At 68.0% G+C, this 4,003-nt stretch carries 5 protein-coding genes; 4 read left to right on the top strand and 1 reads right to left on the bottom strand.

What is annotated here, in order from left to right; translation table 11 throughout:
- The first annotated feature begins 107 nt into the window (after nt 1-107).
- The 4 genes from A5780_RS12175 (at nt 108) to A5780_RS12160 (ending at nt 3,467) form a co-directional block, all read left to right on the top strand.
- A complete protein-coding gene (locus A5780_RS12175; RefSeq protein ID WP_063017322.1) occupies nt 108-929 on the top strand; it encodes an SDR family oxidoreductase in 822 nt (273 codons plus the stop codon).
- 6 nt (nt 930-935) lie between these two features.
- On the top strand, nt 936-1,481 hold the full coding sequence (gene pyrE, locus A5780_RS12170; RefSeq protein WP_030516665.1) for an orotate phosphoribosyltransferase: 546 nt from the start codon (nt 936-938) through the stop codon (nt 1,479-1,481).
- Nucleotides 1,482-1,550: 69 nt separating this feature from the next.
- Nucleotides 1,551-2,609, top strand: a complete 1,059-nt coding sequence (locus tag A5780_RS12165) for a beta-ketoacyl-ACP synthase III (RefSeq protein ID WP_063017320.1) — start codon at nt 1,551-1,553, stop codon at nt 2,607-2,609.
- A 57-nt stretch (nt 2,610-2,666) separates the two neighbouring features.
- Entirely contained in the window at nt 2,667-3,467 is an 801-nt protein-coding gene (locus tag A5780_RS12160; protein WP_082976430.1) for a lysoplasmalogenase, read from the top strand.
- 35 nt (nt 3,468-3,502) lie between these two features.
- On the opposite strand, the gene A5780_RS12155 is transcribed toward A5780_RS12160, so the two are convergent.
- A complete protein-coding gene (locus tag A5780_RS12155) occupies nt 3,503-3,949 on the bottom strand; it encodes a hypothetical protein (RefSeq protein WP_063017316.1) in 447 nt (148 codons plus the stop codon).
- Between the last annotated feature and the right edge of the window lie 54 nt (nt 3,950-4,003).

Raw genomic sequence — 4,003 nt, 5'->3', positions numbered from 1 at the left:
GCAGATGCCGTCCCTATCAGGGCCCCGCACCGCGGTGACCGGTCCGGTTCGCGAACCGGTGTCCGGGCACCGGAATTATCCGCCCGACACTAGGTGGTTGACGACCCATGACCGATAGCCCCGCAGATCCGGGCGCCGCACGCCTCCCCGGTGCCACCCGTCCGGTCGCCCTGGTGACCGGACCGACCTCCGGTATCGGCCAGGGCTACGCCACCCGCCTGGCTTCCCTCGGCTACGACCTGGTGCTGGTGGCGCGCGACGAGCAACGCTTGACCGCCCTCGCCGCGGAATTGCAGCACCGCTTCGATACCCGCAGCGAGATCCTGGCCGCGGATCTGGCGCGCGAGCAGGACCGAAACACCGTCGCCGAACGGCTCGGCGAGGGCGTGGACTTCCTGGTCAACAATGCCGGATTCGGTATCTCGGGTGAGTTCTGGACCGTGGATCCGCGGGAATTGCAGGCCCAACTGGATGTCAATGTCACCGCGGTGCTGCAATTGACGCGTGCCGCACTGCCGCCGATGATCGCCGCCGCCAAGGGTTCGGTGGTCAATGTCGCCAGTGTGGCCGGGCTGGTACCGGGCCGCGGCTCGACCTATTCGGCCTCCAAGGCCTACGTCATATCCTTGACCGAGGGCCTGGCCGGCGGACTGGCCGGGACCGGGGTCCGGGTGCAGGCGCTGTGCCCGGGATTCGTGCACACGGAATTTCACGAGCGTGCCGGAATCGAGATGTCGTCGCTACCGAAGCCGATGTGGCTCGACGTCGATCAGGTGGTGTCCGGTTCGCTGCAGGATTTGGAGAAGGACCGGGTGATCAGTGTGCCCGGGGTGCAGTACAAGGTGCTCACCACCGTCGCCGGGCTGATCCCGCGGAATCTGGTGACCCGGCTCAACCGAGGCATGTTCAACGCACGGGGAAGGACATAAACCCACATGATCGAATCCACCACCGACCGCGACAGATTGGCCGAGCTGGTCCGGGAGCTCGCCGTCGTGCACGGCCGGGTGACCCTGTCCTCCGGTAAGGAGGCCGACTACTACGTCGATCTGCGCCGGGCGACCCTGCATCATCAGGCGGCGCCGCTGATCGGCACCCTGCTGCGAGAGCTGGTGTCGGACTGGGAATTCGACGCCGTCGGCGGGCTCACCATGGGCGCGGATCCGGTGGCGCTGGCGATGCTGCACGCCCCCGGCCGCCCGCTGAACGCGTTCGTGGTGCGCAAGGCCGCCAAGACGCACGGCATGCAGCGCCAGATCGAGGGGCCGGAAATCTCCGGTAAGCGTGTGCTGGTCGTCGAGGACACCACGACCACCGGCAATTCGCCGCTGACCGCCGTCCGGGCACTGCGCGAGGCCGGTGCGACCGTGGTCGGCGTCGCCACCGTGGTCGATCGCGAGACCGGCGCCGACCAGGTGATTGCCGAGGAGGGACTGGAGTACCGCTCCATTCTGGGCCTGAAGGATCTGGCTCTGGGGTGATATTTGGGCCTGGGTTAGCCTGGACGCTGGTCTTATGTACGACAGCGTGAAGGGTCGAGTGAGTCTCCTGTGGTGAGCATTGCAATCAACGAGGGTCGCAAGAATGTTGCGATGCTCGGCATCGGGGCATACCGGCCGAAGCGTGTCGTCAGCAACGCCGACGTCTGCGAGGTTCTCGATTCCACCCCGGAGTGGATCTTCGAGCGCACCGGCATCCGCAATCGTCGCTGGATCAGCGGTGACGAGACCCTGCGCTCCATGTCGGCGGCCGCCGGGGAGCGGGCCGTCATCAACAGCGGTATCGATCGCAGCAAGATCAGCGCGCTGATTCTGGCTACCTCCAGCTGGCTCAAGCTCACCCCGCACGGCGCGCCCTCGGTGGCCTTCGATCTCGGGATGAACGGCATCCCGGCCTTCGACCTCACTTCCGGTTGCGGCGGATTCGGCTATGCCCTCGGTGTGGCGGCCGATCTGATCCGGGCCGGTTCCGCCGAATACGTGCTGGTGATCGGCGCGGAAACCATGACGGTCGGCCTGGACCCGACCGACCGCGGCACCGCCATGATCTTCGGCGACGGCGCCGGTGCGGTCGTGGTCGGCCCCAGCGACGTCAACGGCATCTCCCCGACGGTGTGGGGCAGCGACGGGGAGAGCGCCGAGGCGATCTCCCAGGACGTCAACTTCTTCGACTACATGGACCGGGCGGAGCGACTGCAGGGCACCGATCCCGAGGTGGAGCCGGTGGGCCGGATGGCGCTGCGGATGGAGGGGCCGCGCGTATTCCGTTGGGCCGCAGTCACTCTGCCCCGCGCCCTGTCGACCGCACTGGAGGTGTCGGGCGTGGCCAAGGAGGATATCGAGGTCTTCGTGCCGCATCAGGCCAACGCGCGCATCAACGAGCTGATGAAGAAGAATCTCGGCCTCGCCGACGACATCCCGATGGCCAACGACATCGAGAACACCGGCAACACTTCCGCCGCGTCCATCCCGCTGGCCATGGAGGAGATGCTGGTGACCGGTAAGGCCAAGGGCGGACAGCTGGCCCTGCTGCTCGGCTTCGGCGCCGGGCTGAGCTATGCCGGGCAGGTGGTCACCCTCCCGCCCAAGCCGATCGAACCCAGTTTCTGACCGGCCGCGACCGTCGCACCGGTCCACCGTCGTCGTGGATTGATGAGGAGATTCCGAATGGCGCGACCGTTCCGTGCTGCGTACGTGGGTGCCGCGCTGATCACCGTCCTCGGCGCGGCCACCGGGCGGGACCGGTGGCAGTGGGCGACGAAGCCGCTGCTCATGCCCCTGCTGGCGGCCGATGCGATCCAGGCCGGCCGCGCGTCGAGCGCTGGTGAAATCTCCGCTGGTGAGGCGGACCGGCGAGGGGGCGAGCATGCCTCCGAGGCGGCCGGCCATGGCGATGCCGAGCCTGCTCGCCCGACGGGTGACCGGGGATCGCCGCAGTCCGATCGGGCTCTTCTGCTCGGGTCGCTGGCGGCGGCCACCGTCGGCGACGTACTCCTGATAGATCCCGACGACGACCGCCGTCTGGTCGCGGGCGCTTCGGCCTTCGCGGTCATGCAGTGCGGATACTCGGCGCTGTGGTGGCGGCGCGGTGCGCGGCCGCAGCCGATGGTCGCGGCGCCCCGGGTTTTCGCGTGGCTGGGCGCCGCCATGCTGTTGCGGGCGCGCGCGCCCCGCATCGCCGCGCCGCTGACCGCCTACGGTGCGACACTGGGCACGGCGGCGACTCTCGCCTCCGATCCGGCCCTGGCTCCCGGCGCGAAAGTCGTTGCGGGGACCGTGGTTCCGGAAAGCGACCCGCGCAGCCGCCTGGCTCTGGGTGCGCTGTTGTTCACACTCTCCGACGGCATGATCGTGCTGCGTCGCCTCTTCGCTCGGACGACACGGTCGCGCCGCGCGAGCGAGGCCGTCATCCTCGCGACCTATGCCGGTGCGCAGTATATGCTGACGGCGCCGACCCACTTCGACTGAACCCACCGCCATCGCGCGACCGCGCGGGCGGCTGCTCACAGGCAGAGCATGATCCGATCGCGGTCGGCCGGATCCACTCGGATCGAAATCGTCTCACCCACATGCATTCTCGGCCGGTCGATCGGTGCGACGTCGAAAACGACCGTGCCCCGATAGGTTTCCGAACCGGGAACGGTCAGCTCCAGATCGAGTTCGGTCAGTTCCGTGTGGTGATCGGTGTACTGCAGCGGATGCACCCCCTCGATGGTCGCCCACCCCTCCAGCCCGTGCCGCAACAACCGCCGATCCGACCGCGACGGCCGCTGCGCCAGCAACATTCCGATCCCCACACACGATCCGAACGCCCCCACCATCGCCATGATCTGATACGGCTCGGTCCCCGGCGGCGTGTGCTGATGCACCCACCCCAGCCAGACCCCGAGCACGATCACATACCCGACCGTCACCCCGAGCACGGTCCGAAGAATGCGTACGTGGTCCATAACCGCCTCCACCACCCCGCGGATACCTCAAGAATAAGCCCCACCCCTCTCACC

It is taken from the genome of Nocardia sp. 852002-20019_SCH5090214 (assembly GCF_001665865.1).
In the GTDB taxonomy this organism is placed as follows: Bacteria; Actinomycetota; Actinomycetes; order Mycobacteriales; family Mycobacteriaceae; genus Nocardia; species Nocardia nova.
Note: the sequence above shows the minus strand (reverse complement) of the source record. Positions and strands in the feature narration are given on the sequence as shown.